Source organism: Nesterenkonia lacusekhoensis (genome assembly GCF_017876395.1).
Lineage (GTDB): Bacteria > Actinomycetota > Actinomycetes > Actinomycetales > Micrococcaceae > Nesterenkonia > Nesterenkonia lacusekhoensis.
This window is the reverse complement of sequence record NZ_JAGINX010000001.1, coordinates 700135-725903: the sequence shown is the minus strand read 5'-3', so window position 1 is coordinate 725903 and position 25769 is coordinate 700135. Positions and strand designations below refer to the sequence as shown.

31 protein-coding genes and 1 pseudogene are annotated in these 25769 nt (G+C 65.1%); 13 read left to right on the top strand and 19 right to left on the bottom strand.

Features of this window, described 5'->3' with window-relative positions; translation table 11 throughout:
* Positions 1-32 precede the first annotated feature (32 nt).
* A pseudogene (locus JOF45_RS03495) lies at positions 33-326 on the top strand (integrase core domain-containing protein); the annotation flags it as partial.
* Positions 327-807: 481 nt separating this feature from the next.
* Here JOF45_RS03495 and JOF45_RS03490 read toward each other — a convergent pair.
* The 4 genes from JOF45_RS03490 to JOF45_RS03475 form a co-directional block, all read right to left on the bottom strand.
* The gene (locus JOF45_RS03490) at positions 808-1305 is read right to left on the bottom strand and encodes a (deoxy)nucleoside triphosphate pyrophosphohydrolase (RefSeq protein ID WP_245324117.1); all 498 of its coding nucleotides are present in this window, start codon (positions 1303-1305) and stop codon (positions 808-810) included.
* 9 nt (positions 1306-1314) lie between these two features.
* Positions 1315-1869: a DUF421 domain-containing protein gene (locus JOF45_RS03485; protein WP_210047961.1), complete on the bottom strand. Its 555-nt coding sequence runs from the start codon at positions 1867-1869 to the stop codon at positions 1315-1317.
* Between the two features lie 401 nt (positions 1870-2270).
* A complete protein-coding gene (locus JOF45_RS03480; RefSeq protein WP_342591378.1) occupies positions 2271-2918 on the bottom strand; it encodes a YitT family protein in 648 nt (215 codons plus the stop codon).
* Between the two features lie 94 nt (positions 2919-3012).
* Entirely contained in the window at positions 3013-5520 is a 2508-nt protein-coding gene (locus JOF45_RS03475) for a GcvT family protein (protein WP_210047959.1), read from the bottom strand.
* On the opposite strand from JOF45_RS03475, the gene JOF45_RS03470 reads away from it, so the two are divergent.
* Complete coding sequence (locus JOF45_RS03470) at positions 5489-5812, top strand: FCD domain-containing protein (protein WP_210047957.1); 324 nt, start codon at positions 5489-5491, stop codon at positions 5810-5812. The genes JOF45_RS03475 and JOF45_RS03470 overlap by 32 nt on opposite strands.
* Positions 5813-5883: 71 nt before the next feature.
* Here JOF45_RS03470 and JOF45_RS03465 read toward each other — a convergent pair whose 3' ends face one another.
* Positions 5884-6795 (bottom strand): NADP-dependent oxidoreductase, encoded by a 912-nt coding sequence (locus JOF45_RS03465; protein WP_342591377.1) that lies wholly within the window; start codon positions 6793-6795, stop codon positions 5884-5886.
* 89 nt (positions 6796-6884) lie between these two features.
* Between JOF45_RS03465 and JOF45_RS03460 the strand changes: the two genes are divergently transcribed.
* Together JOF45_RS03460 and JOF45_RS03455 are read left to right on the top strand one after the other, a co-directional pair.
* A complete protein-coding gene (locus JOF45_RS03460; RefSeq protein WP_210047953.1) occupies positions 6885-7820 on the top strand; it encodes an aldo/keto reductase in 936 nt (311 codons plus the stop codon).
* Positions 7821-7912: 92 nt separating this feature from the next.
* Positions 7913-8740, top strand: coding sequence for an aldo/keto reductase (locus tag JOF45_RS03455; protein ID WP_210047951.1), 828 nt, complete (start codon positions 7913-7915; stop codon positions 8738-8740).
* Positions 8741-8765: 25 nt separating this feature from the next.
* Here JOF45_RS03455 and JOF45_RS03450 read toward each other — a convergent pair whose 3' ends face one another.
* The 3 genes from JOF45_RS03450 to JOF45_RS03440 form a co-directional block, all read right to left on the bottom strand.
* Complete coding sequence (locus JOF45_RS03450; protein ID WP_210047949.1) at positions 8766-9212, bottom strand: N-acetylmuramoyl-L-alanine amidase; 447 nt, start codon at positions 9210-9212, stop codon at positions 8766-8768.
* A gap of 3 nt (positions 9213-9215) precedes the next feature.
* The gene (locus JOF45_RS03445; protein ID WP_210047948.1) at positions 9216-9410 is read right to left on the bottom strand and encodes a hypothetical protein; all 195 of its coding nucleotides are present in this window, start codon (positions 9408-9410) and stop codon (positions 9216-9218) included.
* 114 nt (positions 9411-9524) lie between these two features.
* Positions 9525-10256, bottom strand: coding sequence for an HAD hydrolase-like protein (locus JOF45_RS03440; protein WP_210047947.1), 732 nt, complete (start codon positions 10254-10256; stop codon positions 9525-9527).
* Between the two features lie 252 nt (positions 10257-10508).
* Here JOF45_RS03440 and JOF45_RS03435 point away from each other — a divergent pair, with 252 nt between their 5' ends.
* Positions 10509-12110, top strand: coding sequence for a Na+/H+ antiporter NhaC family protein (locus JOF45_RS03435; protein ID WP_210047946.1), 1602 nt, complete (start codon positions 10509-10511; stop codon positions 12108-12110).
* Positions 12111-12119: 9 nt separating this feature from the next.
* Positions 12120-12617, top strand: a complete 498-nt coding sequence (locus JOF45_RS03430) for a GNAT family N-acetyltransferase (RefSeq protein ID WP_210047945.1) — start codon at positions 12120-12122, stop codon at positions 12615-12617.
* A 25-nt stretch (positions 12618-12642) separates the two neighbouring features.
* Here JOF45_RS03430 and JOF45_RS13230 read toward each other — a convergent pair whose 3' ends face one another.
* Positions 12643-13563, bottom strand: coding sequence for a GNAT family N-acetyltransferase (locus tag JOF45_RS13230; RefSeq protein WP_245324116.1), 921 nt, complete (start codon positions 13561-13563; stop codon positions 12643-12645).
* Between the two features lie 67 nt (positions 13564-13630).
* Between JOF45_RS13230 and JOF45_RS03415 the strand changes: the two genes are divergently transcribed.
* Together JOF45_RS03415 and JOF45_RS03410 are read left to right on the top strand one after the other, a co-directional pair.
* Positions 13631-14404: an NAD(P)H-dependent oxidoreductase gene (locus tag JOF45_RS03415; RefSeq protein WP_210047944.1), complete on the top strand. Its 774-nt coding sequence runs from the start codon at positions 13631-13633 to the stop codon at positions 14402-14404.
* A 94-nt stretch (positions 14405-14498) separates the two neighbouring features.
* On the top strand, positions 14499-14891 hold the full coding sequence (locus JOF45_RS03410) for a hypothetical protein (RefSeq protein ID WP_210047943.1): 393 nt from the start codon (positions 14499-14501) through the stop codon (positions 14889-14891).
* A 57-nt stretch (positions 14892-14948) separates the two neighbouring features.
* Here the strand turns inward: JOF45_RS03410 and JOF45_RS03405 are convergent, their stop codons facing one another.
* The 3 genes from JOF45_RS03405 to JOF45_RS03395 all read right to left on the bottom strand — a co-directional run bounded on the left by JOF45_RS03405 (position 14949) and on the right by JOF45_RS03395 (position 16898).
* Positions 14949-15461 (bottom strand): GNAT family N-acetyltransferase, encoded by a 513-nt coding sequence (locus tag JOF45_RS03405; protein ID WP_210047941.1) that lies wholly within the window; start codon positions 15459-15461, stop codon positions 14949-14951.
* Between the two features lie 21 nt (positions 15462-15482).
* Complete coding sequence (locus JOF45_RS03400; RefSeq protein WP_210047939.1) at positions 15483-15875, bottom strand: GNAT family N-acetyltransferase; 393 nt, start codon at positions 15873-15875, stop codon at positions 15483-15485.
* A 219-nt stretch (positions 15876-16094) separates the two neighbouring features.
* Complete coding sequence (locus JOF45_RS03395; RefSeq protein WP_210047937.1) at positions 16095-16898, bottom strand: SDR family oxidoreductase; 804 nt, start codon at positions 16896-16898, stop codon at positions 16095-16097.
* A 161-nt stretch (positions 16899-17059) separates the two neighbouring features.
* Here JOF45_RS03395 and JOF45_RS03390 point away from each other — a divergent pair, with 161 nt between their 5' ends.
* Both JOF45_RS03390 and JOF45_RS03385 read left to right on the top strand, forming a co-directional pair.
* Positions 17060-17701, top strand: a complete 642-nt coding sequence (locus JOF45_RS03390) for a M23 family metallopeptidase (RefSeq protein WP_245324115.1) — start codon at positions 17060-17062, stop codon at positions 17699-17701.
* Between the two features lie 97 nt (positions 17702-17798).
* Positions 17799-18386 carry a GNAT family N-acetyltransferase gene (locus JOF45_RS03385; protein WP_210047935.1) on the top strand — a complete coding sequence of 196 codons (588 nt, stop codon included), beginning with the start codon at positions 17799-17801 and terminating at the stop codon, positions 18384-18386.
* Positions 18387-18477: 91 nt separating this feature from the next.
* Here the strand turns inward: JOF45_RS03385 and JOF45_RS03380 are convergent, their stop codons facing one another.
* Positions 18478-18843, bottom strand: coding sequence for a nuclear transport factor 2-like protein (locus JOF45_RS03380; protein ID WP_210047933.1), 366 nt, complete (start codon positions 18841-18843; stop codon positions 18478-18480).
* 217 nt (positions 18844-19060) lie between these two features.
* On the opposite strand from JOF45_RS03380, the gene JOF45_RS03375 reads away from it, so the two are divergent.
* Complete coding sequence (locus tag JOF45_RS03375; RefSeq protein ID WP_210047932.1) at positions 19061-19969, top strand: alpha/beta hydrolase; 909 nt, start codon at positions 19061-19063, stop codon at positions 19967-19969.
* A gap of 66 nt (positions 19970-20035) precedes the next feature.
* On the opposite strand, the gene JOF45_RS03370 is transcribed toward JOF45_RS03375, so the two are convergent.
* The 6 genes from JOF45_RS03370 to JOF45_RS03345 form a co-directional block, all read right to left on the bottom strand.
* Positions 20036-20779, bottom strand: coding sequence for a DUF429 domain-containing protein (locus JOF45_RS03370; protein ID WP_210047931.1), 744 nt, complete (start codon positions 20777-20779; stop codon positions 20036-20038).
* A gap of 218 nt (positions 20780-20997) precedes the next feature.
* Entirely contained in the window at positions 20998-21468 is a 471-nt protein-coding gene (locus JOF45_RS03365) for a MepB family protein (RefSeq protein ID WP_342591376.1), read from the bottom strand.
* Between the two features lie 127 nt (positions 21469-21595).
* Positions 21596-22420 (bottom strand): alpha/beta fold hydrolase, encoded by an 825-nt coding sequence (locus JOF45_RS03360; protein ID WP_210047930.1) that lies wholly within the window; start codon positions 22418-22420, stop codon positions 21596-21598.
* Positions 22417-22719: a HigA family addiction module antitoxin gene (locus JOF45_RS03355; protein WP_210047929.1), complete on the bottom strand. Its 303-nt coding sequence runs from the start codon at positions 22717-22719 to the stop codon at positions 22417-22419. Before JOF45_RS03355 ends, JOF45_RS03360 begins: the two co-directional genes overlap by 4 nt.
* A gap of 19 nt (positions 22720-22738) precedes the next feature.
* Positions 22739-22987, bottom strand: a complete 249-nt coding sequence (locus tag JOF45_RS03350; RefSeq protein WP_210047928.1) for a type II toxin-antitoxin system RelE/ParE family toxin — start codon at positions 22985-22987, stop codon at positions 22739-22741.
* A gap of 131 nt (positions 22988-23118) precedes the next feature.
* A complete protein-coding gene (locus JOF45_RS03345; RefSeq protein ID WP_210047927.1) occupies positions 23119-23901 on the bottom strand; it encodes an aminoglycoside adenylyltransferase domain-containing protein in 783 nt (260 codons plus the stop codon).
* Positions 23902-24248: 347 nt separating this feature from the next.
* Here JOF45_RS03345 and JOF45_RS03340 point away from each other — a divergent pair, with 347 nt between their 5' ends.
* Together JOF45_RS03340 and JOF45_RS03335 are read left to right on the top strand one after the other, a co-directional pair.
* Positions 24249-24812 (top strand): DUF6932 family protein, encoded by a 564-nt coding sequence (locus JOF45_RS03340; RefSeq protein ID WP_344307161.1) that lies wholly within the window; start codon positions 24249-24251, stop codon positions 24810-24812.
* Positions 24802-25755: a hypothetical protein gene (locus JOF45_RS03335; RefSeq protein WP_210047925.1), complete on the top strand. Its 954-nt coding sequence runs from the start codon at positions 24802-24804 to the stop codon at positions 25753-25755. Before JOF45_RS03340 ends, JOF45_RS03335 begins: the two co-directional genes overlap by 11 nt.
* Positions 25756-25769: the final 14 nt, after the last annotated feature.

The following is a 25769-nucleotide window of genomic DNA, read 5'->3' as shown; positions in this document are numbered from 1 at the left end:
GGTAGGTGTTGCGACGACCACTTGAATACGGCCAATTTCGAGCGAAGAAAGTCACCCGAGTGTTGGAGCAGCACGGGCTGATCGGCTCTATGGGCCGAGTCGGTGCTGCCGGGGATAACGCAGCGATGGAGTCCTTCTACTCACTGCTGCAGAACAATGTCCTGGACCGTGAGGTCTGGGCGACCCGTCAGCAGCTGCGGATGAAGATCGTCACCTGGATCGAGAAGACCTATCACCGAAGGAGGAAGCAGCAGGAGCTGGGGCGGATGACCCCAGTACAGTTTGAAGCCCACCTACTGGAACAAGCCGTCGCCCTGGCGGCCTAAGAGCGAACTGTCACCTGTTCCTGCATCAGCCCCAGCTCAGTGTGCCTCCTCGGCAGAAGTCTTCAACATGCTCTACCTGGTCAACATGCGCTTCTCAGAGATCAAGGGCTGTCGTTCATGTCGAGTAGCGTCGGCGGTGGGCAAAGAGCGAGTCTTTGATGACCGAGCGTGGCCCGGCACGAGAGTCCCACTTTTCTCCCACTTTTCACCATGATTTGGAAGGGTTTTGCGGGAATCTACGGGAGTCTTTAAACTAGCTCAGGAGAGCGAACTGGGGGCGAAGAGGCTATTTCCCGGACTTCTGAGGACAACTTCACACAGCAGAGGCCCTCCTCACTGCTTCCGCAGGCGTCACCCAGTTAAGGCCCCGTTGAGACTGAGCGGATCACCCCGCCGAGCTTCCGCAGATCGCCTATTTCGGCGCGTTCTGAGGAAGAGCCCGGTGCGATCCGGCACGTGGCAACTCTGCTGGCGCCAGCCCTCAGCGGCCATAGTCCTTGATGAGCTGCTCGACGATGGGCCGGTCCGCCGGGATCCAGGGGTACTCCAGCAGCTCCTCGGTCAGCGGAACCCAGTCCAGCCGGTCATGGTCCTCCAAGGGGTACGGCTCCCCCTCAGCCACGACACCGGCGAAGAGCCTCATCGTATGGCGCTCAGTCAGCCGCCAGCCGGTCTCCGCCGAATAGCCGGCATGCCCCGGTCCGGTGACCTCGGCGCCCAGCTCCACCTCGACGCCGAGCTCCTCCTGCAGCTCACGCACGACGCCGGCGCGCAGGCTCTCCCCCGGCTCGAGCTTGCCTCCGGGGAACTCCCACAGGCCCGCCACCGACTCGGGAGCAGTGCGGCGAGCGATGAGCATCTGCCGGACACCGTCAGCATCATCCTGATGCTCGTGGACGCGACGCATCAGGGCAGCGGCCACCACCGTCTTGGGGCCGGCTGCAGGGCGGAGCGCATCAGAGGAGACAGGAGAGGTCATACCCCTACCCTATCGAGGCTTTCCCGGCCGATCCGGAGCGCCATCGTCCTCGACATAGGGCAGGACGCTCGAACCATCCCCCATCTGTCCCTCGACGATGACGGCGAGGCCCCCGTCCTGCTGCAGGATGACGGCAGCCACCTCATCCAGGGAGCCCAGGCCCGAAGTCCTCGCCGCAGTGTGGACGTCATCTTCGACCAGCTGGTGGCGCCGCATTGCCCGCCGCTGAAACTCGCCGGCGTGATAGATGAGGACCGGAGGCGAGTCCAGAAGCCTGCGCACTGCCGGAGCGCGCCCGCGGACCAGCGCCAACAGCCATTGCAGCACGATGAGCAGCGCCAGCGTCAGGACCGTCTGCGCCAAGGGCACGTCCACGGCGGTCAGTGTGCGGCCGAACGCGGATCCGATGGTCACCGCCACGATGAAGTCCAGCGGGGTCATCGAGGCCATGGTCCTCGGACCAGAGATCCGGAGCATCACCAGAAGCGCCAGATAACCGGCGACGACGGTGACAAGAGTGTGGACGATGGGGTCCCACCCGTCCCAATACTGTGTGATATCCATCGGAAGATGCTCGCACCCCAAACTCACGGTGTCCATCATCAGCGGACGAGCAGAGCCGAGACGACGGGCGGCTGAACAGAACCTGTTCTACCGGCGCGTAACGTATGCCGCATTCCCTCGTAACAGCGTCTTGTCAGGATGAATCTCGGTACCTGGCCGCACCAGCTGCCTGACAGATCGGTCCATGACAGTCGTGGACCGCAGCGAGGAAAACCGGAAGGTGATCTGAATGGTGAGTGGACTTCTGACAGACGTGCTCGGAGCGGTCGGCGCAATCGGCCAGACCGTGACCGATCTGGTCGCAGGCCTCGGCCTCTGAGGCCACGCCTCACCAGTCGCGAGAATGTGCCGCCTTCCCCCGCCGGGAGGGCGGCACATTCATGTGCGGCGGGACCACCGAGCTAGGCCCTGTAGCGCCCCGGACGATGATTGAAGGCCAACACGATATTGAGCACCACGGCGCCTGCCGCCGAGAGCACCACACCGCTGGGCGCCATCACAGTCAGCGCCAGCAGGATCACCACCAGATCCAGAGACATCTGCACATAGCCCGCCCGCAGATGGAACTGCTCCTGTGCGATCAGCGCCAAGACGTTGAAACCACCCAGGCTGGAGCCGTGCCGGAAGACGATCAGCAGCGCCACACCGAGCAGCAGGTTCCCCGCCACGACGCCGTAGATGGGGTTGATGTCTGGGACGGGCAGCAGAAACTCATTCACCTCTGAGAACACCGAGACGATCGCCACTGAGACCAAGGTCTTGAGCGTGAAACGCCACCCCTTCTTCCACAGCGCGAGCAGGAAGAAGGGCAGATTCACCAGGACGAACAGCCATCCGAAGCTCAGCGGAGTGGCATAGGTCAGCAGCAGCGCCAAGCCCGCCGTCCCACCTGTCACGGCCTCTGCCTCCTGAAGGAGGTAGAGGCCGAGGGCGGCCAGGAAGGTTCCGGTCAGGACGCCGAGGACGTCTTCCGGCGGGGAATGTGGAATGGTCCGCTCCGTGGCCAGAGGGCGATCGTCATGACGTTTCTCGGAATCAGGCGTATGCACGATGCACCACTATAGGCGAGCTGTGTTACGGCAATGTTGTTGCAGAAAGGGGCCCTGCCGAGAATTTCGAAGGGCCTTTTTCTGCCGCGTCCGGTCAAGCCCGCATGCGCAGCGCCTGGGGATCCAGCAGCGGCTCCTGAGCCACAGATGCGGGGATCCTGCGATCGAAGTAGGCGATCTCCACGCGCGAGCCGACCTCTGCCAGCTCCGCCGGAAGCCACGCGTAGGCGATGGACTGCCCGATCGTGTAGCCCTGGTCGGCGCTGGTGACATAGCCGATCGGAGCCTGGCCGGAGGCCGCCCCCTCGGCATAGACCGGCTCGTGACCCATGACCACTTCGGAAGGGTCATCCAGCAGCAGGCAGGACAGACGACGCGACGGAACATCCTTGCCCTCGGCGGCCAGCTTCTCTGCGGCGGCTCCACGGACGGCGAAGCTCACCCCCGCCTCCGCCGGGGTGTGCTCACGCGTCATATCCGTGCCCCAGAGCCGGAAGCCCTTCTCCAGGCGAAGGCTCTCGAAGGCTCGCCGTCCCACCGGCAGGATGCCGTGGGGCTTGCCGGCTGCCATGAGTTCGTCCCAGAGATAGCGTCCGAACTCGGCCGGAGCGTAGAGCTCCCAGCCCAGCTCACCGACGTAGCTCAGCCGCATGGCCAGGACCGGCACTCCGCCGACGCTCAGCTCCCGACAGCGGTAGAACTTGAACGCCTCATGCGAGATGTCCTCATCCACCAGCGTGGAGAGCACCTCGCGGGCCTGCGGTCCCCACAGCCCCAGGCCGCAGGAGCCGGAGTGGGCATCGCGCAGCTCCAGCCGGACGCCGCGTGCGTCCATCTGTTCGCGCAGCCAGGCGGCGTCGAGGTTGCCGTTGGCACCGATGTGGTACGTGTCCTCATCGGTCCGGGCGATGGTCACATCAGAGAGGATCCCGCCCTCAGGGCTGAGCATCAGGGTGTAGACCACGCTGCCCACACTCTTGCCCATCGGTCGGCTGAGCAGGCCCTCCTCGTGCAGACCGTTGAGGAAGTCGGTGGCTCCAGGGCCCGAGAGCCACAGGCGCGGCAGGGAGGACATGTCCACCAGGCCGACCGACTCACGCATCTGCCGGGCCTCCACCGCGACGATCGGGCTCCAGTACTGGGCCGACCACGGGTCACGCGGGGGCAGAGTCTGCTCGCCCAGCATGGGAACCGCCGGGCGCCCGTCGGCCAGTGTGGCGTTGGATTCGTACCAGAGCGGGCGTTCCCAAGAGTTGGCTGCGCTGAACACGGCGCCCTTGCCGCGCTGGCGCTCATAGAAGGGAGGGGTGCGCAGTCCGCGCAGCTTCAGGGTGGTGGCTCGGGGGTGGACGATGTCATAGACCTCGTCATAGGACTCCGCACTGCGTTCGGCGGTCCATCGCTTGGAGACCTCAGAGGGGTCGAAGCGCCGCAGGTCCAACCCGTGGGTGTCGATGCCCGGGTCACCGGTGGTCACCCAGTCGGCCATGATCTGCCCGACGCCGGCCGATTGGGTCACCCACACCGCCTGGGCCATCCAGAGGCCGTCCACGCCGGGAACCGGCCCGAGCATGGGGCCGTCGTCCGGAGTGAAGGAGAAGATGCCGTTGAAGCTCATGGACTCATCCAACGAGGAGTCGCGCAGCTCAGGGAGCAGCTTCTGCGCCTCCTGCCAGCTGGGTTCGAAGTCCGCTCGGGTGAAGGGATGGATGGAGGGCTGGACACCGGTGCGCTGGGCCTGCTCGGGGCTGGCGATCTGCTCGTGCTCCACCGGGAGCGGACGGTGCTCATAGGCGCCGATCGCGATCCGCTGGCCCCATTCCCGCAGGTACATGGCATGGTCCTGATGCCGCAGCATGGGCTTGACCACCTCAGTGGGCTCGTCCAGGCCCCGCAGCGAGGAGACCGGCTGGCTGAACCCGAAGCCGTGCTCCACCGGCAGCATGGGGATCTCGATGCCGAGCATCTCGCGTGCGGCGCCAGGGCCCCACAGTCCGGCGCAGGAGATGACGAGGTCAGCCTCCAGCGAGGAGACCTCGCCGCCGCCCACCGGTTCGACGTCGACGCCGCTGACCCGACCTCCGTAGGTGCGGATGCCGACCACGCGGGTCCGGTCGATGATCCGGGCACCGCCCTCCTGGGCTCGGCCGGCCTGGAACTCCACCGCGCGGACACCTTTGACCACAGCGTCGGTGGGCGTGTGCAGACCGCCATGGATGCCGGAGACGTCCAGTCCGGGCCAGAGCCGGGCCACCTCGTCCGCAGAGATCAGCCGCGAAGGAACGCCCCAGGCCTCAGCGAACCCGTGGCGCCGGTGCAGCTCCCACAGGCGCTCCTCCGAAGTGGCGATCTCGATGCCGCCCACGCGTTTGGAGACCCACTGGCCGCCGACCTCGATCCCGCCCAGCTTGTCCAGAGTGCGCTGGGCCAGCTCCGAGGACGCTTTGCTCCCAGAGGTCTGGAAGACGAACCCCGGGGCATGGGTGCTCGATCCTCCGGTCGCGTAGAGCGGGCCCTGCTCGACCACAGTGACGTCCGTCCAGGAGATGTCTGCCCACATCGGCGAGCTGATGGATTCCGCGCCCTCGGCTCGCACGCTCATCAAGTATGACCTGGCAGTGCACCGGGCGATCTATGAGCTGATCGACAACGCCTATATGCGCGAGACGCTCTTCCGGCTGGACAACCTGGCCACGCGGCTGTGGTGGTCGGCTATCCAGAAGGCACCCTCGGCGGCGGAGCACATCGAGGGGCACCGTTCCCTGCTGGAGGCGGTGGCTGAGGCTGAGCCGGAGCGGGCCGCGGAGCTGACCGCCGAGCACGTCACCGAGTTCCACCAGCGGCTGCAGGAGATCGTGCTGGGTACAGGCGAGCGGCCGGTCTCCCCCGCCTGAGGGGAGACCGGCCGCCGGCTCGGACTGTTCAACGGTGCAGCTGAGCTGAGTGGCTCAGCTGCTCAGCGAGGTCACTGTGTGGCGTCGATGAGGACCTTGCCGTTGGAGCCTTCGATGTTGCGCTGCATGGCCGCGGCAGATTCTGCCAGCGGGTAGGTGCTGTCGATCTCCACCGACAGCGTGCCCTCGGCGATGCGGCCCAGCAGAGCCTCCAGCCCGGCGGCGTCAGGGCGGACCCAGATGAGCTGACCGCCGTGCTCGGTGAAGCCGCCGTCCAGGATGGAGGCCAGACGTCCGCCCTCGGCCAGTACGGCCAGGGTCTGATCCAGCACGTCGCCGGCGAAGTCAGCCACAGCGGTCACACCGTTCGGGGCGATCTCGCGGACCCGCTCTTCCAGGCCGTCGCCGTATGTGACCGGCGTGGCCCCGGCGGCGCGCAGCTTCTCGTGGTTCTTCTCCGAGGCGGTGCCGATGACTGTGGCACCGGCCTCCACGGCCAGCTGTGTGGCGATGTGACCCACGCCGCCGGAGGCAGCATGGATCAACAGCGTATCCTCAGCCCGCAGATCGAGCTGCTGGAGCGTCCGCAGCGCGGTCAGACCGGCCAGCGGAAGTCCGGCGGCCTGGTCGATGTCCACCCCGTCGGGGATGCGGGCCACATCGGCGGCACGCAGGGAGACGAACTCAGCGTAGGTGCCGCCGTGGACGAAGTCCTTGCGGGCGTAGGCGGCCACGCGGTCGCCCGGGGAGAACTCAGGCACGTCCATGCCGACCTCTTCGATCACGCCGGCCACGTCCCAGCCTGGGATGACGGGGAAGACCACGTCCATCAGGGGGTCCAGGCCCCCCTGCATCAGCTTCCAGTCGACGGGGTTGACCGAGCTGCGCTCGACGCGGATCAGGACAGATCCGGGAGCCACCTTGGGGGTCGGCTGCTCAGTCAGCTCCAGAGTTTCAGGGGCACCGTATTCTGCGTAAGTCATTGCTCGCATGTCTGTGGGAACAGGAGCGTCCGCGGATGCATTCCAAGGACGTCTGTCGAGGATCGAGACCCGGCGTATAGGCTCAGACCATGAAGCGCTTTGAGATGCCTCACACCGATATCACCGCGCCCCAGGTGATGCTGGGCATGATGCGGATCGCAGAGAAGTCCGATGAGCAGGTCCGTGCCCTGGTGGGCGCCGCCCGCGACGCCGGCGTCGACTTCTTCGACCATGCCGACATCTATGGACCCGGGCTGAGCACCCACGGCTGCGAACGCCGATTCGCCGAGGCCATGGCCCTCTCCCCCGCCGAGCGCGAGCAGATCACGCTGCAGACCAAGGTGGGCATCATCAAAGACGGTCCGCACTATGACTTCTCCTACGAGCACATCGTGGCCGAGACCGAGGAGTCGCTGCGCGCTCTGGACACCGAGTACATCGACATCCTGCTGCTGCACCGTCCGGACCCGTTGGTGGAGCCTGAGGAGGTGGCCCGCGCCTTCGACCATCTCGTCAGCTCGGGCAAGGTCCGGCATGTGGGCGTCTCCAACCACACCCCGGCCCAGATCGATCTGCTGCGCACCGCCCTCGCCCAGCCGCTGACGGCCAATCAGATGCAGCTGTCCCTACCCCATGCCGCCATACTGACCGAGGGCATCCATGCCAACACACTGGGCTCGGCCGCTCAGATCTCCCCCGACGGCGCCGGCACCGTGGAGTACTGCCGCCGCCACGGCATCACCCTGCAGGCCTGGTCGCCGTATCGGTCTCCCTCCGGCGCCTTCGTCGGGAACCCTGACTACCCAGAGCTGAACCGGGCGCTGGATCGCCTGGCGGAGGAGCACGCCGTGACGCCCACGGGCATCGCCACCGCCTGGCTGACTCGACACCCCGCTCAGATCCAGGTGGTCCTGGGCACCACGCAGCCCAGCCGTGTGCAGGAGGCCGTGGACGGTGCCTCCGTGACGCTGAGCCGAGCCGAGTGGTTCGAGCTGCTGCGTGCCGCCGGACATCCCGTTCCATGAGCTGGACAGTTCCATGGCCTCAGCTGTTCCATGCTCTGAGCGCCGGGTGTGGACTGCTGACGGGGGCCTGCCGCGCGCGTAGGATCTGACTCATGTCAGAGACCATCCAGCTCAACTCGGGTACCAGCATTCCTCAGATCGGATTCGGGACTTCGAAGTCCGCGGATGCGGCCTCCTCGGTGGAGGCGGCCATCCGCGCCGGATACCGCCATATCGACACCGCGCAGATGTACGGCAATGAGGCCGAAGTCGGCCAGGGAGCCCGCGCCTCCGGCGTGGCCCGCGAGGAGCTGTTCATCACCACCAAGCTCAACAATGGTCATCACGCTCCGGCCGATGTCTTCAGCACCTTCGAGGAGTCGCTGCAGAAGCTGGGGATGGACTATGTCGACCTGTTCCTGATCCATTGGCCCATGCCTCATCTGGAGGTGGACTATGTGGAGACGTGGAGGGCCATGCTGGAGCTGGCGCAGTCGGGCCGGACCAAGGCCGTGGGCGTCTCCAACTTCCAGCCGGAGCATTTGGACCGGATCATCGAGGCCACTGGGGTCGCCCCGGCGGTGAACCAGATCGAGGTCCACCCCTATTTCGCCAACAACGAGGTCCGCGAGTACTCCAAGGCCCGCGGGATCGCCGTCGAGGCTTGGAGCCCGCTGGGCAAGGGCAACGAGTTCCAGGACCCGGCCCTGCAGGAGATCTCGGCTCAGATCGGCCGCACCGTGCCTCAGGTGATCCTGCGCTGGCACCTGCAGCGCGGCGATGTGCTGATCCCCAAGTCGGACGACCCCCAGCGCATGGCCCAGAACGCAGACATCCTGGGCTTTGAGCTCAGCACCGCGCAGATGGAGGCCATCGACGCCCTGGACAAGGGCGAGGACGCCCGCCGCAGCCCGCACCCGAACGACTTCGGCGCGGAGTAGCCCACAGCTCGGAGCAGCCCACCGTTCAGAGGCTGCGTTCGACCTCGTCGCGGATGTGCTGCAGGTTCACCGTCCCGGGGCATGCAGTGGCCGCCACAGAGCTGTGCGGGATGATCTGGGTCTGCGGATCGATGCCATACTCCCGGCAGATGCGGGTGCACAGCTCGATGGAGATGTCATAGGTGTTCAGCGTGGGCCGGCGGTCCGGGTCCGCGGAGTGCTCGATGCCGATGCTGCGCTGATTCATCGACCAGTTCCCCGCGTGCCAGGCCGTGTTGATCTCGCTGACGTACTGGTGGAAGGACCCTTCGCCGATTCCGTAGTGGGCGCTGACTCCGGAGTTCGGGTCGGCGAAGGTCACATCGGCAGCGGCCAAGGTGCCCACGATGTAGTGGATGACGATGCGGTCGATGGAGGTGCCGTCGCGGCCTGCGGTGTAGTTCTCGCAGGGCTGCCAGATCGGTGTAGGCATGGCTCAGACCCCCTTGCCCAGCGGGCAGCCCAGCTGGTGGGTGGGGTTCTCCGCAGCCTCAGCGGCGTCGGATGCGGCGGAGGTGGTGGAGGAGGCCTGGGCCGCCGGAGCAGCCAAGACGGAGCCCCCGGTCATCACGGCCACGGCGGCACCGAAGAGGCTCCGACGAGGAAACGATGTGCTGTGTGACAAGCTCATGGACAGCAACCTACGGCAGGGCCTGTGCCGCAGTTCAAGCACAACCTTCAATCACGTCCATAGACCATGGCACTGCCTGGACGTCAGCCCGAACCCACTGGACGTCAGCCCAGGTCAGCTGGTCATCTGCTGAGCAGAGGCTTCCGCATGCTCTCCGGCCCGCTGTGCGCCGAGCTGTTCGTCGAGCTGTTCAGTGATCTGCCGGCGCAGCTCGTCCGCCGAACTCACGACGGCGGCCGCACCATGGGCCTCCAACTCGCCTTCGGGCGCATATCCCCAGGTCACACCGATGCAAGGCATCGTGTTGCGAGCCGCGCCCTCGACGTCGAACTTCCGGTCCCCCACCATGACCATCGGGGCAGACGCCTCTGCCTGCGGCAGCCGCTCCAGAGCCGAGGCGAGGATGGGACCTTTGCTGGTGTGCGGGACGGTCTCATCGGGATCGGAGCCGGACACCACGTCGAAGAGGTCGAGCAGTCCCTGGATCTTCAGCAGACGCACGGCCTGGGGCTCCGGCTTGGACGTGGCCACGGCCAGCAGCACCCCTTCGGCGCGCAGCGCCTCCAGCAGCTCACGGATGCCCGGGTAGACCTCGCTGGCGGCCATACCCTCACGGATGTAGCCCTCGCGGTAGTGGTCGATGAGCTGCGGGATCAGCTCCTCGGTGACACCGGGCAGCACGATCAGACTGGTCTGCAGGGGTGGGCCGATGAAGCTCTTCAGCGTCTGCTCATCCGGGACTTCGATCCCGTGAGCCTCCAATGCCGCAGCGATGCCGCCGGTGATCGCTCCAGCGGGGTCCACGAGCGTTCCGTCCAGGTCGAAGAGCACAACAGGTGAAGTCACCGCTCCATCTTTCCATGACGGGCCCCTCCGGTGCCGAGCGACGTGCCACGGACCCCGACGTCGGCGCCGATGCGACGGCGCGGAACTGACACGGTAGAATCACCCGGTCCAGTTTCGATGTTCATCACCGGGCACGGCCCTCCGGGGCACGTCTTCCGGCGCGTACGAGCATACCTGCCCTGCGCTCGCACGCCCGAGCCCTACACTGAGCACCAGCACCCCCGCCTGCGCGGATCCCCCTGAAAGGCCCCTATGAGCGACCTCATCACGGAGTACCCGGTCCTGACACTGGCGCCGCCGGTGCTGGCGCTGACACTGGTGATCCTCACGCGAAAGGTGCTGATCAGCCTCGGCTCAGGCGTGCTCGCCGCCGCACTGCTGATCCACGACCTCAACCCGCTGAGCGCTCTGCGCGCCGTTTGGGACGCCTTCGCCGCGAACTTCTGGGCCGACGGGGAGGTCAACACCTGGTCGGTCTACATCGTGGCGTTCCTGCTGGTGCTCGGTGTGATCGCCGCCTTCATCATGATGTCCGGCGGCACCACGGCCTTCGCCCTGTGGGCGATGAAGCGGATCGAAAAGCGGCCTGGAGCGATGTTCCTGCCGGCCATCCTGGGCATCGTCATCTTCATCGACGACTACTTCAACGCGCTGGCGGTCGGGCAGATCTCCCGGCCGGTGACCGACCAGCACCGAGTCTCCCGGGCGAAGCTGGCCTACATCATCGACTCCACCTCCGCTCCGGTCTCCGTGCTCTCCCCGGTCTCCAGCTGGGGCGCCTACATCATGGGCATCCTGGTGCCGATCATCGCCGCCTCCTCGCTGTCGATGAGCAGCGTCCAAGCGTTCCTGGGTGCTGCGGTCTCCAACTTCTACGCCATCGGCGCGGCCATCATGGTGTGGCTGGTCATCTTCTTCCGCATCGACCTGGGCAGCATGCGCACCGAGGAGCGGCGCGCCCTGACCAGCGGCGAGCTCTTCGACCCGGCCGTCGATGTGCCGGGGCAGCTCTCCGACGATCTGCCGGTCCATGACCCCGGTGCCCGCCGTGCACTGATCGTGCCCTTCGCACTGCTGGTGATCGGCGTGTTCGCCGGCATCGTCTGGACCGGCCAGCGGGCCGCCGGAACCTGGGACATCTTCGACATCTTGGCAGAGACCGATGCCAGTGCGGCTCTGATGGTCGGTGGACTGTTGGGCCTGGCCGCGGCGGTCTACTACTGTCTGCGCAACACCCGGAAGAACCCGCAGTTCGCGCGGTCCACCTTTGCCCGCGGCTGGATCGAGGGCGTGAAGTCCATGCTTCCGGCCATCGCCATCCTCATCCCTGCCTGGATGCTGGGCGATCTGATCGAACAGCTGGGCACCGGCGACTTCTTGGGCGAACTGGTGGAGGCCTCGCAGATCTCCGCCGGCTGGCTGGCTCCGGTGGTGTTCATCGTGGCCGGAGCGATGTCCTTCGCCACCGGCACCTCCTGGGGATCCTTCGGTCTCCTGCTGCCCATCGCCGGGGGCATCATCAACTCCATGGACCAGCCGGACCTGCTGCTTCCGGTGCTCGGTGCCGTGCTGGCCGGAGCCGTCGCAGGCGACCACGCCTCCCCCATCTCGGACACCACGATCCTCTCGGCCACCGGCTCCAGCTGCAATGTGATCACCCACGTGGTGACCCAGCTTCCCTACGTCCTCAGCGCCTCGGTCTGCGCCACTTTGGCCTACGTGGCCCTGGCTCTGTCCGGAAGCGTGGTGCTGGGACTGGTGGTGCTCGGCGTCGGGCTGGCGATCTTCGTGGTGCTGATGAAGGCTCTGACCACGCCCGTGGCGGCAAAGGAGCCGGCAGAGGCCCTGCAGTAGGCTCACGGCATGCGCATCCGCCCCGCTGTTCCTGACGATGCTGAAGCACTGACGGACCTGCACCTGGATGTGTGGGATGAGGCCTATGCCGGCCTGATCGCAGAAGAGATCCTGCAGGACCGCCGGCACCGTCGGCAGGCGCGCATCGAGACCTGGCGCCGACGGATCGAAGGATCCGAGGAGGATCATCTGCTCGCCTCGGACGACGCCGGACGCCTGCTCGGCTTCGCCGGGTTCGGCCCTTCCCCAGACGCGGAGGACCAGGGCGTCCCCTCCCTTCAGCTGATAGCCCTCTACGTCCGGGCAGAGGCCTATGGGACCGGCCTGGGGCATGAGCTGCTGGCCGCCGCCATCGCAGGAGAGCCGGCGTTCCTCTGGGTGCTCGACGGCAACCAGCGGGCCATCACCTTCTACCGCCGGGAGGGCTTCGAGTTCGACGGGACGACGAAGACCGACCCTGTGGGCCTCGAACATCGCATGGTGCGCTGGCAGACGCCTCGGCCGTGAACTGCACGTGAGTGGAAGATCGGGCTCAGCCGACCAGGTCGACCCAATACCGACGCATAGGTGCAGTACCGGGCTGTCCGGCGATGTCCTCCAGCACTCCGCCGCAGGCCTCGATGGTGCGGATGGAACCGAGGTTCGTGTCTTCACAGGTGACCAGCGCCTGTTCGACGCCGAGCTCACGCAGCTTCTGCAGCCCCAGGCGCAGCATCTGGGTGGCGTAGCCGCGGCGCCGGTGCTGCGGTCGCACTGCATAGCCGATATGACCGCCCATTTCTCTGAGCGTGGGGGTCAGCTCATGCCTGATGTGGACGCGGCCTACGACCTCCTCCCCCACTGTGCCGAGGAACATCGTGGCAGGTACCCGTCCCGGCGCGAGGTCCACGCCCTCATGCTCCCTGCGAAGCCCCTCGAGGTAGTCCTCCCAGCTCTGCTCAGGCTTCTGGAAGGAGAAGTCGAAGTCCTCTGCCGCGAGTTCCGCCTGAGCCGCACGCACCTGCTCCTCGTCAGCCGGCAGCGGCATTCTGATCTGCAATGTCTCGGTCATATGATCCTCCTGGGGCGGCCTGTCAGCTGAGAGGGAGCGGCGCTGAGGCGTGGGCGGATCTGCTGTGTCTGAGTTCTGATGACTGCTGTAGTGAGAACCCCAGGTGTTCATCGCCTCGATGACGGAAACCAGCTCTTGGCCGAGTGCCGTCAGGGAGTACTCCACCTTCGGAGGAACTTCTGGGTAGATCTCCCGGTGGACGACCCCGTCCTCCTCCAATTCGCGCAGCTGCCGGGTCAGAGTCTTGCGGTTGGCCAGTGGGACCATTCGGCTCAGCTCACCGAATCGCTGGGTCCCCTCCATCAGATGCTTGATCACTGTGAGCTTCCATGTTCCGCCGACGATCGAGACCGCCACCTCGACAGGGCAGACTTCCATGGCTCGCTGAACTGGCAACCGCATCCTGACCTCCCTGAGGACAAAACTGTCCGTACTTCCATGAGCTGCTCCTGAGCTCGAGGATATCCCTATGACGCGACGAACAGTGCTCTGGCTGAGCGCCCACCCCGAACGACACTCCCTGAACGCCACCCTGCGCGGTGACGGGCTCCGGCATCTGAGCTCCCATGGCGTGCGCGTGCTGGAATCTGATCTCTATGCCATGGAGTGGAATCCTGTGGTCACACGCACGGACGCTGGGATCCCTGAGGAGGAGCGCTTCCGTGTCAGCTCCGATACCCGCCGTGCCTACACAGAAGAGCGGCTGCCTGAGGACGTGCGGGCTGAGCAGGCAAAGCTGCGGCAGGCCGACGCCGTCGTCGTGCAGTTTCCGCTGTGGTGGTATGGGATGCCAGCCATCCTGAAGGGCTGGTTCGACCGCGTCTTCATCAGCGGCTTCGCCTTCGGCAAGGACCCCGCAACCGGGCGACGGCTGCGTTACGAACAGGGCCCTTTCACCGGCAGACGTGCCCTGGCCGCAGTAACGATCGGCGACCGTCCTGCGTCGATCGGGCCACGGGGCAAGAGCGGGGAGCTCGAGGAGCTGCTTTTCGGGCTGCTCCACGGAACCTTCGCCTATACAGGCATGAGCGCCCTGAAACCGTGGGCACTGCCCAGCGCAGACTTCACCGAAGACTATGACGCCGCACGGGACAGTCTGCTGACCCGCCTTGACCTGCTGTTCGAGGAAGAGCCCATCCCCTACCGCGCCCAGTTCACCGGGGACTACACGGACGATTGGGCGCTCCAACCCCACATCCGTCCCGGCGAGACGGGGCTGTCGGTCCACGTGGAGGGCTCGTAGTCACCGCCTGAGCGAGAACGGTGCGGGACGCAGTTCCCGGCCACCACAGCGGTTCACTAGACTCACAGGCAGAGTCACCGATGAGAGGAACGGTATGGACGGGTGGAGCGCCCTCGAGATTCTGCTGCTGGTGTTCGGCTGCGTGCTGGCGCTGCTCGTCCTGGTCGGCGGGTTCGGGCTGATGGACAAGTTCGACTCGTCCGGCAAAGGCCTCGATCGGAAAGGTGAGCTTCTGCTGCTGGCTGAGGTCACCGCAGAGGCTCATGCACAGGGTGCTGAGGCTCAGCCTGCCATCGAAGAGCTGCGTTCTCTGGCCCCTCAGCTGAAGAAGAAGGACTGGGCAGCGTTCGAGAAGCAGTACCAAGAGACTCTCGAGGCCTTCTCCAACGGCACAGGTCAGGTGGACGCCCAGATGGCGCACTTGGAGCAGCTGTTCCGCCGCGACCGGATCATCGGCCAGGCACGCCGCGAGATCCGCGGGAAGTAGACCCCCGCACCGCTGAGACCTTCAGCGGCGCTTCAGGCCTCTCGGAGGGGCGGCAGATCAATAGGCCAGGGTCCTGCGCATGGCGGTCCGGGGCCAGCGGTCCAGACCGATCTCGGCTTCTCGACGCCGAACCGCAGCAAGTCCAGGGCTGAGGCCGCCATCGGGGATTTCCATGAACCCGAGCCTGCGGTAGTACGGAGCGTTCCATGGCACGGTCACGAAGGCCGTCAGGGTCAGCGCAGAGCAGGACAGCTCCGCAGCCTGCCTGGCAGCATGCTCGATCAGTTCACGGCCACGCCCCAACCGTGCGTAGGTGGGATCCACGGAGACCTGTTCGATGTGCAGCACATCATCAATCCGATCAGCCAGCAGATACGCCTCCGGGACATCAGGGTCAGTCGCTGCCACCCATGCCGATCCCCTCCGGACGTATCCTTCGAGCTCCTCGACGCTCGGCGGGGCGTCGTCGGCGATCTGCGGCATGCCGACTGTTCGGAACACTTCCCCGGCAGCACATTCGATCTGCTGCAGGCGCGCACAATCAGTGAAGGCGGCAAGACGAATCTCCATAAGAGCCATGCTAGGACCGCCTCAGGCGAAGCGGATCCAGCGGGTCCAGTCGTTCTGGGGCCGATAGCCCATCGCTTCCCAAGCCGCTTCGCCGGCAGTGTTGCCCGAAAGCACCATCGCGTCGAATCTCACCGCTCCGAGAGACTTCAGGCGCTCCTCAGCCGCGCGCGTCAGGCGCCGCCCGATCCCTTGCCCGCGCGAATCCGGATCGACGGCCAGGCGGTACATATGCGCACGCCAACCATCCCACCCTGCGATGACGGTCCCGACGATCCCTCCGTCTGACTCGGCGATGATGATGGAGTCAGGGTCCCGCAGAAGCAGATTCTCGGTCAGCTCAGCGTCGTCCCCCGGACGTCCGGCGTTCTCCCCCGCCTTGTCCCAGAACGCGAGAAGTGCAGGAACGTCTTCCATCCGACCTCTGCGGATCCACGGCTCCGAGACACTGCCTGACCTGCTCGTGGAGTCGCCGACAGGTTGGGCCGAGTCTGACGCATCCGGCTCAGGGCCAGTCGATGAGTGCGGCATCGCCGCACTGCCGTCTGTGCTGTCATGGGGTCTGCTCACAGGCCCAGCCTAGGACGGACCGGCATGGGATGCTAAGCGCTGCACCAGGCTGTTGAGACGCTCTGGCTAACGTCGGAAGCCGCCCTCGCTGTCGATCACCTGGCCGACGATCCATTCCGCCTCATCGCTGACAAGCCAGCCGATCAGCCGTGCAGGATCATCCGGAGTGCCGAAGCGTCCGGACGGGAACCTCTGCCTCAGAGAGTCCAGAGTCGCATCATCGATCCCCTGCCCGGAATCGAGGAACCCGGTGTTCACCGGGCCGGGGTTCACAGAGTTGAGGACGATGCCGCGCTCGACCAGCTCGTCTGCGACCGTCGCCGTCACCCCTGCCAAGGCACCCTTGGCTGCGGCATAGGCCACCTCCCCGGGCATAGGACCCTTCTGCTGACCAGAAGTCATCCACACGACGCGACCACCGGGCCGAGCTGGATCGTGAACCTCCGCGAATGCTTTCGTAGCCAAGAGGACCGAACGGGCATCCGCGCCCCAGTGACCATCCAGATCATTCGCAGAGATCTCCGCCAAGGCCCCGTCGCCACCGGAGCGCGCATGGACGCAGACGAGAATGTCCAGCGGCCCGGACGCAGCGAGCGCCTGCTCGATCATCTGCTGCGGAGCGTCCGGCTCCGTCAGATCCGCTGCGATGTCGTGGAGAGAAGCGCCCGGAGTGAGGTGACTACGCACCTCCGCCAACACGTCGGCAAGGTCGTCAGCGCCCCACGGCTGCTCGGCGTCATGCGCCCGATGATGCTGGACCACGAGATCGGCGCCGCTGGCGGCCAGGCGGCGCGCCACGGCCGCACCGATGCCCCTGCTCCGGCTCACCCCTGTGACCACAGCTGTGCGTCCGGCCAAGGGATGTTCCATGGGGTCTCCTTCTGTGATGCGTTCCGCGCCATTCTCTTCGGAACGTGCCTCGCTCTGATCCCGAGACTACACAATGGCCCAATCGTGGAGTGACTGCCGGCGCCGCGATGGCCGCCTTCTTCTGCGACCCGTGAGACGCCGAGAAGACCCCGCCTCATGACATGATTGTGATGGAGGGAGCAATGATGGACGCCTGCTTCGACATCGCCTACCCCTTCACAGGAATCTGGCGAGTACAGAACAGCCCGGCTGACCGCGTGCCGAGCCACGGCACGGCGGCGTTCGCCTCAGCGCACGCCATCGACTTTGTTCCGATCTCACCACTCGGCCGCAGCGCGCCGATCCGCCTCATCTCTCTCCTGCGGCCAGAGCTGCCCGACCGATTCATCGGTTTCGGTCGCCCGATCCGCGCTCCGATCGACGGGAGGGTCATCGCAGCGAGTGACACGGCGATCGACCATCACGCCCACCGCGGATTCCCCTCTATCAGCTACGCACTGACTCAGCGGGGACGCGCATCGCGCGGCTGGCGCGCCCTTGTGGGGAACCACGTATTCATCGAGAGCCGCGGCGTCGTCGTCGTGCTCTGCCACCTGCAGCAATCGAGTGTGCGGGTGCGACCGGGCGAGCGGGTTCGCACCGGCGAGCACATCGCGCGCTGTGGGAACTCGGGCAACAGCACCGAACCTCACCTCCACATCCAGGCGATAGACCGTGCCGACGTCGATCGAGCCCAGGCGGTCCCGCTGACGTTCCACGGCCAGATCCCCCACAACGGTGAAGTCATCGACGTCCCGGAATAGCAGAGAACTCACGCCCGGCGGCGAGCGCCGAGGTCGCCTGAGGTGGGATGCTGTACCAGTGACTGCCACAGAACAGACCTACTCCCAGACGCCGGTCTTGTCGAATGACCTGGTTCGCCTTGAGCCCCTGGATCTGAAGCATCAGGATGACTTGGCCCAGGCGGTCCTCCCGGGTGAGCTGTGGAAGACCTGGTACACCCGAATTCCCGCACCCGATCACGTCACCGACGAAATCCGGAACCGGCTCGACATGCACGCGGAACATCGTCTGGCGCCGTGGGCGGTCATCGACCCCGCCAGCAGCAGAGCAGTCGGCATGACGACGTTCCTGAACCTGAACCCCGCGCATCGTCGTCTGGAGATCGGATCGACGTGGATCGGCCAAGATGCCCAAGGAACCGGGATCAACCCGGCGATGAAGCTCCTGCTGCTGAGCCGGGCGTTTGAAGAGCTGGGGTGCATCGCCGTCGAGTTCCGCACGCATTGGCACAACCATCAGTCACGCGCCGCCATCGCAGGTCTCGGCGCCAAACAGGATGCGGTCCTGCGCAACCACATCATCATGGACAACGGCACCATCCGCGACACCGTCGTCTTCTCTATCCTGGATACTGAGTGGCCGTCAGTGAAGGTCGGACTTGAACACCGCATCAGCAAGCACGTGACGTCCCGGACGAATCACTGACGCAGACTGCTCGGGTCAAGGCCAGGCCGATCGCGCACGCTGTCGGACGAGCGCCGGCAGGAAACCGGTTGGGATGTCGGCAAACCCTGCTTCACTCTTGGGTGAGGTACGTTCGAGCTTCTTTGATCTTGGCGGCCTTCGAGGTGCTGGCGAATCTGAACACGTGGCTGAAGTGCACCCGACCTGACTCAGAATCGACGAAGCCATCGCAGGATGCCAGCCGGCCGTGCGTGATGATCGTGTTGACTTCGAGGTAGTCGGAGGTGCTGCTCGGGCACGCGAAGTCGGCTGCGGCTTCGTCGCTGGCGGCTTCACGCCCGGCGACTGTCCAGTCCACGTCGTCGGTCAACCATGCTGCCATCGCCTCAGCGTCGCGCTTCGCCCAGTTGGTGACGAACTCTCCGACTATGGCGATTCTTGGCGCATTTCCGCAGTCTGTGGGGAGAACAGTTTTCATATGTATACCCCCTTCCGACGCTGTGCTCGGAACAGTCATCAGATGGCTGTTCGGTCCGCCTCCTACCGCCAGAGGATAGCGCGCCACACAGGGGACCGGAACCCCCACGACGTTTCTGTACGTACCAACCTCTGCATCGTGGATCCGTCGTCCCAAGAACTGAGGGCCAGGCACGGAGACTACGTGATCTGCCGGCACCTGTTGTTACTGTGAAAGAGTGTCGCTCCAAGCGTATGCCGCATTCCTTCCCCCGGGCAGACGCGCGGCTGCAAGGCTTGGGCCGGAAGCGACATGGTGGCAATGGTGCAGTCACAACGTTCACATCGCGAGAGCACGTGACCCCAAAGCGCCCGTTCGCGTGCTGGTGATCCACGGGGCAGGGGGTCATAGCGGCGCACTCTGGCCGATGGCTGCGCTGATCGCACAGAGCGGGTTCGACGTCGCCGCCGTCGACCTTCCCCTCTACGGTCGGACAACATCCCCGGAGGCGGGCAAGGTGCGCTATGCCGACTGGGTGCGCTTGCTCGTAGACCTGGTCGAGGCAGAGCACGACGACCGCCCGCTGATCCTGTTCGGCGGAAGCATGGGCGGGATGCTGGCGTACGAAGTGGCCGCGCACTCCTTTCGAGTCGCGGCAGTCGTCGCCACAAGTCTCCTCGATCCCCGAGACCTACGGGTCCGATCTCGCCTCACCCGGTTCGGAGTGCTGGGCGCTTTCGGTGGTCCGCTCTCCTCTCTGGCTCGGGGTCCGCTCGCGAACGTCATGATCCCCATGCGATGGGTCGCGGACTTCTCGAAGATGAGCCGCGACCCTGGACTCTCCAGACTCTGCGCGCGCGACCCGCTTGGCGGTGGAGCACGTGTACCACTCGGGTTCCTCGCGTCCTACCTGCGGTACCGGCACACCCCACCGGAATCCGCGAAGACACCTGTCACACTCGTACACCCGAGCAGGGATGCCTGGACACCGGTCAAGCTGAGCACGCGTTTTCTTCGACGCATCGCGACTCCGGGCAGGGTCGTCATGCTCCGCGAGTGCGGACACTTCCCCATCGAAGAGCCGGGGATCAGTGACCTGGTCTCCGAGATGCTCCGATTGGCGGAAGCAGCAGAAGCTGTGTCTTGATCTGGGCCTAGTCGCGACGGGAGATCGACGAAGACAGGCGCATCGTCGGATAGGGAGCCACGACGATCACCGCATGGTCGGTGGTGTAGGGCTGGTTCCGGGCAACCAGATCCAGCCCTCTTGCCGCGCCACCTCTCGATTTTCATCCGTCGGCGGTTCGCAGCTGCCGAGGAAGGCCTCGCGAGTGATGAGTGCGGCGACAACTGCATCAAGCGCGTTATCGTCGCGCACACATAAGTCCCGATATCCGTTCCAGTCCAGCCACGGAGTCTTCTCCACAAGTTCGGCCGCCAAAGCAGAACGGCCAGGGGCGTTCTGCGCACCTTTGTAGCCCCGGTGAGTCAAGGACCAGCAGTGCAATGCGGCCGCCGGATACACCTCGAAGACCACCCCAGAACCGTCACGCGCGACATCGATTCCGCGTTCTCGCAAACGAGCTTCAAGTCCGGCCCACCGGAGAGCCGGGTAGGCGATTCTGTCTGTAGAGACACTCAACGGAGTGATGCCCGTGCGACGGTGCACCTCACGGTCTGTTGTTCGCATCGCGAGGTCCCGACGCCAGGCGGAATCAGTGGATGCGGGCGCCGATAGAGTTCCGGCGGCATGGGCCCTGACCAAGTCGACGAATGGAGCCGGCCACCCGAGTGGAACATCCACTCCCGTCCTGTCCGCCGCCTCGACAGCTGCCACGAGGTCCTCATCGCTCCCGCCGACACGGACCTGCTCCAACGAGAGCGCACCATCTTCGCGCACGACGGCGACGCCCGTGCGCCGGGCTTCGGCTGCGAGGTCGATACCGACAAAGAGCATCACGGGAGTCTACCCAGAGAGCGCGGTGCGCATTGCTGCCAGCGCGCGCAGACAGCGGCTTCACCAGGGTCAGACAGGGGTGTCCCCATCCCAGAGCGCGGTCTCGTCCAGCGCCAGAGAACCCCACCGCTCTAGCTAGATGGGGACTGCCGCACGAACAGGTGTCAGAGAGGCCATCGGGCACCCAGGCGACCGCAAAGCGGCGGGCAGCGATCGGCTCAGTATGTGAGAAATGACGCCGACTGAGCACGTTGCACAGCAGCCGCTGCTGAGTTCAGCTCCACGCACCAACTCGGATACACCCGGAAGCCCCGTTTGCCGGGCCGCACTCCCGACGTGATGCCCAGCCGGGCCAGATCCGCGGCGGTGAACCGGAAGACGCCGCGCCTGCCCATTTGCTCCACGAAGACCATCAATCCCGCGGCAGCATCATCTTCACCGAACGGAGCCGTCACTCCACCGGCGCCTCGCCTCCAGAAGGCGACGAATGCACCCGGTTTGGTGGGAGTCTTCCGCGCAGTTCGAATATGCCATGAGTCACCGTCGATCTGCACGACCCCCGACTCGTAGTCGCTGTTCTGTTCCTCCGGCGCTATCGCGAGAGCGATTCCCATCTCAGCCGCGTATGCCTCAAAGGCATGAAAGATCACGCGACAACAGTACCGTTTGAGATTGCGGCGCTCTTCCACCAGGACCCCATGAACCCTCAGCGCAAGATGCCACCTCTGCCCGCCAGGTACCGCGCGACGCCAGCAAGCGTCCAGGGACGATCACACGTTGAAGCGGAACTCCACCGCGTGGCCGCAGCTAACAACCTCAGCGGACACTGGTCCGCGAGTCGCTGGCCTGATCGCGAGATAACCAGCGGCGAAGCACGTCGATCCACTCGTCGAAGGCGTCGAGGTGCGCATCATGGCTGCCGCCAGAGAGATCGACTCTGACCGTCTCGGGCCTGCGCCGGATCAGCTCGTCCTTGTCGGCATCGCTGAACATCCCGTGCTTGGCGAAAATCGCGAGAGTCGGAACCTGCAGAGCTTCCCACTCGTCCCAGCGCGGTTCATGCACAGCCTCGATCGTGCGTTGCATGACCGCGGCGTCGAAACGCGGGACGAGCCCATCATCCGTCGACTGGAGATCCGCTACCCAGGCATCAACGATCGCGTCATCACCGAGGAACTCGCGGGCAGCGGCCTCGTCCCGGAACGGAACCGGCCAGGACGCGAAGTACGCGCCGAGACCAGCAGCCTCGCGCGGATCGTCACTCCCCGACACATGACCTTCGAGCATCACGAGCCCCTCGAGCAGGTCTGGGCGCGCTGCTGCTGCGAGAGAAGCAGTGTGGGCTCCCATCGACTGCCCGACGAGCGTCGCTCGACTCCCCGGGGCGAGCTCCTCGATCGCCGCCACGACGTCGCCGACGAAGGCGTCGCGGGATAGATCATCGGGAAGCCGCGTGCTCGCACCGTGCCCTCGCTGGTCCACGAGCAGGACCCGATGGTCCTGCAACGCTCGCGCCGTGCGCAGCAACTCCCGCGAGCTCCCGGCAAGCCCGTGCAGCAGCACGACGACAGGGCCGTCGCCGCCGAGGTCGGTGACCGCGATGCAGACGCCTCCGGGGCGTTGCACGACGCAGCTGGTCACGCGACCTGTAGCGGCACGATCGCCGCGATCTGCTCACCTGCTGCGTCCTCGGCGCGGTCGAGCTCATAGTGGCTCTGCAGGTTGATCCAGAACTCGGCCGACGTGCCGAAGTACCTCGCGAGCCGCAGCGCCGTGTCTGCGGTGATCCCCCGCTTGCCGTGCACGATCTCGTTGATCCGCCGGGGCGGGACGCCGATCGACACGGCGAGCTTGTTCTGTGTAATGCCGAAGCCCTCGATGAAGTCCTCCATGAGGACCTCACCCGGGTGAATCGGCTCGATCCTGTCAGTGGTAGTCAACGATCTGCACCTCCTCTGGTCAAGCGTCGGTCCACACGAAGCAGATCCGCCACTGGTCGTTGATCCTGATGCTGTGCTGCCCGACCCGATCGCCCTTGAGCGCCTCGAGCCGATTGCCAGGCGGGACGCGGAGGTCCTCGAGAGACTCTGCAGACCCCACCTGACGTAGCTTGCGCAGCGCGACCCGATGGATCCTCGGATCGATCGAGCGCACGCGCTCACGACGCCACAGCCGTTCGGTGTCCTTGTTGCCGAACGATCTGATCACGAAACCAGTGTATAACGGAGTCCGTCATTAACGCTATACGTTAAACCGGAACTCGACCGCGTTCCGTAGCCGAATAACCTCTGTGGTGAGATAAGCGCGGCAGTCCCGCCCGGCGGCGTCTGTGTGTACGCTCACGGTTCCGCAGATGTTCGCTGGATCATCGTGATCAACGACTGCGCCAGAGACGACACCCGACTCGATTCACGATCCCAGTCGACCTGTTCCTCGCCTCGGTACTCACCGGCAGCCGCAAGGAGCAGTCCCGCACCAGCGGCGTCGACTCGCTTCGCCGCGGTGACAGCCGCCTGTTCTTTGGGGACTATCGCCCCGGTCTCCACCGTATGCAACGCACGCGCCAGAGTCAGAAGAACATTGCGACCATCCCCACCCAGATCCTCAACGAGTCCCGGCAGTGCGGCCAATTGCGCGTCCTTCAAAAGCGCGAAAGGTACATCAGCGACCAGAGCGCCCAGCGAAGGACCGTGCAGCACCTGGTGTGATGCCAAAGCTGTCGCCAGCAGGATCACCACATCCGGATCGCGCTCAGGCTCGGACACATATCCCTGGATGAAATCGCTCCTGAGCCACTCCCCGAACTGGAAATCACTCCACGGCGCGGCCACCAGAGGCTCGAGATCGTCCGCAACCAGACTCGTCACCTCAAGCGGGCGACGGCTCGTGACCTCCGGAAATACGTCAGCATGCCCCTTCCACCCCGAAAGTCCGAGCAACGTGGATACTAACGATGCCCGCTCCTGAGACGTCAGTGACCTGCGAGTCACCAGCAGCAGGTCGACATCACTCTCCGGGCCGAGCCCCGTCGTCGTACTGGATCCATAGAGGTACACCCCGACGATCCCACCGGGATCAGCCGTGAGCAATCGGTCGAGTACCTTCTGGATCAGATCGTCCATATCAGTGGAGACTACGCACCCGAAGCCCCGCGAGGCAACGCATGTATTGTCCGACCGCGCACGCGGATCGCACAGGTTGAATCGAAACTCACCCGCACGAAAGTTCGATTCAACCACCCCTCTGACCAGGGTATTTATACATTGAACCTAAACTCCACCGCATTCCGGCACATACCAACCTGAGGTTGCGTGTCTGGCTGGCATCGCCTCGGCCCCCACCTCGCCCCTTCCGGAGACGCAGAAGGTGGGGCAGCGGGGGCACGCGACCCGATCTCGCGTCCGCCTCTGTCGGCAGCCCCTGATAGGACATAATGACAGGTGACTGCGACCCACAGGGAGGTGACTTGGTGCTGCCTGCACTTGACGAGCAGACGGGCCTGCTTCCGCTGGGCCGATTCGGCGCGTCGTTGGAAGAGATCAAATCCCACTACGTTGACGATCCCCGGTTCGCGAAGTCGGCGACCCGCGCCGAGATCTGGCAACACTTCGAGTCCGCTACCGACGGCATCCGCTCTGTCGTCCCCGTGGTGTGCGTATGGGTGGGTGGCAGCTTCCTTACCGACAAGATCGATCCTGACGACATCGACCTCGTCTACTGGTGCGAAGACGTGCTCGTTGACCAGGTGACCGACCCCAAGGATCGGTACATCCTGCAGATGTTCGGGATGAACCAGGTCCGGCCAGCGACGGGCCTGCGCGTTGATACTCGATACTGCCTATGGCACGTGTTCCCCGAGGCGGACCGCGCCCACTCAGTCGAGCACCAGTCATATGCGTTGAATCGTGGCTACTGGGATGACTTCTGGATGCGCAAGCGCAACGGCGCGAAGGAAGATCCTCCGCAACGGCCGGATGCCCTACCGCAGCGCGGCTACTTCGAAGTGACTCTGGACGGTTTCCATGGCGTTTGACTGGGAGCAGTTCAAGGCCAACGTCCAAGGCGAAGCTGAGTGGCAGGACGCAGATGATCTTGCGCGCATGAGCATCGAGACTCTGCGCGCTGAGCACGGCTTGCTGCGGCGCGACGCTTCTTCAGGGTCTCTGCGCCTGACTGGGCCAGGAATCACGATCCACTCGGGAGCGATCGACGGGATTGCTGACACGCTTCGCAATTTTCAGCGCCTGGTGCTTGCGACAGGCCTCGCGGTGAAGGGGCACAAGTCGTTGCGTGGGCAACCGCCCGCCGACGTCGTCTCGAAGACCCGACTGAACCTCAACGGTTCACCACTGCCGGGAAGCCTCATCCTGCAGATCGTGCCGACGACTTCGCCAGCGGACGAGATCTCACCCGATGGCCAAGTCGGGCTGTTCGGAGACGACAATGCAGAGCCCCAGTTGATCGACACCGCCATGAAGCGAGCACTGGGACTGCTCGAGGACGGACGTCGTCTCGGCCCAGATGCCGACACCAGTGACTTCTTGGCGCGCATCCGCGAGTACGGACCGCGCGTCGCCACGACGTTGCGCGACTTCTCGACAGGTCTGGTGAAATCAGGGTTCGAGCCTGATCTCACTTGGTCCCAGCCTCGCCAGGCGCGCCTGCGCACGCGCCTCTCCACGGCTGAACTCGCTCACATTGGAGAGCTCATCGCTTCTCGGGAACTCGAGCTCGAGCCGACCACCATCCGCGGCATCTTGCGGACTGTCAGCGAGATCAGCGCTTGGCAGCTGGAGATCGAGGACGGCGAGATCGTCAAGATCGACGCGAAGAAGATCCCTGCGGCGAACACTGCAACGCTGCGCACCGGCATGTCAGTTTCAGTCGATGTGTCAGTCACGGAAGAAACCGGCCCTGCCGACGAAGTTAAGCCCAAGTACACGGCGACGTCGTTCACAGTGCTGAGCAACCCGTAAGGCCGAGTCGTTAC

What these genes read in the sequence shown, in the direction of transcription:
- JOF45_RS03430 (WP_210047945.1), top strand. Translation starts at nt 12,120, where the DNA reads ATGCGCATCCGCCCCGCTGTTCCTGACGATGCTGAAGCACTGACGGAC.
- JOF45_RS03435 (WP_210047946.1), top strand. Translation starts at nt 10,509, where the DNA reads ATGAGCGACCTCATCACGGAGTACCCGGTCCTGACACTGGCGCCGCCG.
- JOF45_RS03380 (WP_210047933.1), bottom strand. Translation starts at nt 18,843, where the DNA reads ATGAAAACTGTTCTCCCCACAGACTGCGGAAATGCGCCAAGAATCGCC.
- JOF45_RS03395 (WP_210047937.1), bottom strand. Translation starts at nt 16,898, where the DNA reads ATGGAACATCCCTTGGCCGGACGCACAGCTGTGGTCACAGGGGTGAGC.
- JOF45_RS03455 (WP_210047951.1), top strand. Translation starts at nt 7,913, where the DNA reads ATGTCAGAGACCATCCAGCTCAACTCGGGTACCAGCATTCCTCAGATC.
- JOF45_RS03400 (WP_210047939.1), bottom strand. Translation starts at nt 15,875, where the DNA reads ATGGAAGACGTTCCTGCACTTCTCGCGTTCTGGGACAAGGCGGGGGAG.
- JOF45_RS03370 (WP_210047931.1), bottom strand. Translation starts at nt 20,779, where the DNA reads ATGCTCTTTGTCGGTATCGACCTCGCAGCCGAAGCCCGGCGCACGGGC.
- JOF45_RS03390 (WP_245324115.1), top strand. Translation starts at nt 17,060, where the DNA reads ATGATTGTGATGGAGGGAGCAATGATGGACGCCTGCTTCGACATCGCC.
- JOF45_RS03445 (WP_210047948.1), bottom strand. Translation starts at nt 9,410, where the DNA reads ATGAGCTTGTCACACAGCACATCGTTTCCTCGTCGGAGCCTCTTCGGT.
- JOF45_RS03405 (WP_210047941.1), bottom strand. Translation starts at nt 15,461, where the DNA reads ATGGAGATTCGTCTTGCCGCCTTCACTGATTGTGCGCGCCTGCAGCAG.
- JOF45_RS03475 (WP_210047959.1), bottom strand. Translation starts at nt 5,520, where the DNA reads ATGAGCGTGCGAGCCGAGGGCGCGGAATCCATCAGCTCGCCGATGTGG.
- JOF45_RS03470 (WP_210047957.1), top strand. Translation starts at nt 5,489, where the DNA reads ATGGATTCCGCGCCCTCGGCTCGCACGCTCATCAAGTATGACCTGGCA.
- JOF45_RS03465 (WP_342591377.1), bottom strand. Translation starts at nt 6,795, where the DNA reads ATGACTTACGCAGAATACGGTGCCCCTGAAACTCTGGAGCTGACTGAG.
- JOF45_RS03345 (WP_210047927.1), bottom strand. Translation starts at nt 23,901, where the DNA reads ATGGACGATCTGATCCAGAAGGTACTCGACCGATTGCTCACGGCTGAT.
- JOF45_RS03335 (WP_210047925.1), top strand. Translation starts at nt 24,802, where the DNA reads ATGGCGTTTGACTGGGAGCAGTTCAAGGCCAACGTCCAAGGCGAAGCT.
- JOF45_RS03460 (WP_210047953.1), top strand. Translation starts at nt 6,885, where the DNA reads ATGAAGCGCTTTGAGATGCCTCACACCGATATCACCGCGCCCCAGGTG.
- JOF45_RS03490 (WP_245324117.1), bottom strand. Translation starts at nt 1,305, where the DNA reads ATGACCTCTCCTGTCTCCTCTGATGCGCTCCGCCCTGCAGCCGGCCCC.
- JOF45_RS13230 (WP_245324116.1), bottom strand. Translation starts at nt 13,563, where the DNA reads ATGCGGTTGCCAGTTCAGCGAGCCATGGAAGTCTGCCCTGTCGAGGTG.
- JOF45_RS03415 (WP_210047944.1), top strand. Translation starts at nt 13,631, where the DNA reads ATGACGCGACGAACAGTGCTCTGGCTGAGCGCCCACCCCGAACGACAC.
- JOF45_RS03450 (WP_210047949.1), bottom strand. Translation starts at nt 9,212, where the DNA reads ATGCCTACACCGATCTGGCAGCCCTGCGAGAACTACACCGCAGGCCGC.
- JOF45_RS03410 (WP_210047943.1), top strand. Translation starts at nt 14,499, where the DNA reads ATGGACGGGTGGAGCGCCCTCGAGATTCTGCTGCTGGTGTTCGGCTGC.
- JOF45_RS03485 (WP_210047961.1), bottom strand. Translation starts at nt 1,869, where the DNA reads ATGGATATCACACAGTATTGGGACGGGTGGGACCCCATCGTCCACACT.